Genomic DNA, 474 nt, shown 5'->3' with positions numbered 1-474 from the left:
GATGTCCAGGGCCGTTTTCAGGTTATCCATTCCCCCCATAAGCTGAAGATGCCGGCCCAAGGTTAACTCGATATCCTTATCATTACAGGGGGTGTTCACCCGTCCCCCGGCCGCTCGGGTGCGCAGTCGGGTAAAGATCTCCAGAGCAACTTCCAGACTGCCCTTGCCTCCAATGGTCTGAAGATATCTGCCCAGTGTTAGCTCGATATCCTTATCATCACAGGGGGTGTTCGTTCATCCTTTGTCATCACAGGGGGTGTTCGCCTGCCCCGCCGCCGCCCGGGTGCGCAGCTGAGTAAAGATGTCCAGAGCCGCTCTCAGATTGTCCGTGCCTCCCATAATCTGGAGATGCCTGCCCAGAGCCAGTTCGATCTCCTTGTCATGACAAGGGGTGTCCGGCTGCCCCCCAGCCGCCCGGGTACGCAGCCAGACAAAGATGTCCAAGGCTGTTTTCAGGTTGTCCGTGCCCCCTAT

Annotated in this window: 1 protein-coding gene; it reads right to left on the bottom strand. The window is 57.8% G+C overall.

What is annotated here, in order from left to right:
• Positions 1-234: 234 nt before the first annotated feature.
• The coding region (locus E1189_RS22565) for a hypothetical protein (protein ID WP_196220915.1) at positions 235-474 on the bottom strand (240 nt) is incomplete at its 5' end.

The sequence above is a fragment of the Parendozoicomonas verongulae genome, from assembly GCF_009711465.1.
Lineage (GTDB): Bacteria > Pseudomonadota > Gammaproteobacteria > Pseudomonadales > Endozoicomonadaceae > Sansalvadorimonas > Sansalvadorimonas verongulae.
Note: the sequence above shows the minus strand (reverse complement) of the source record. Positions and strands in the feature narration are given on the sequence as shown.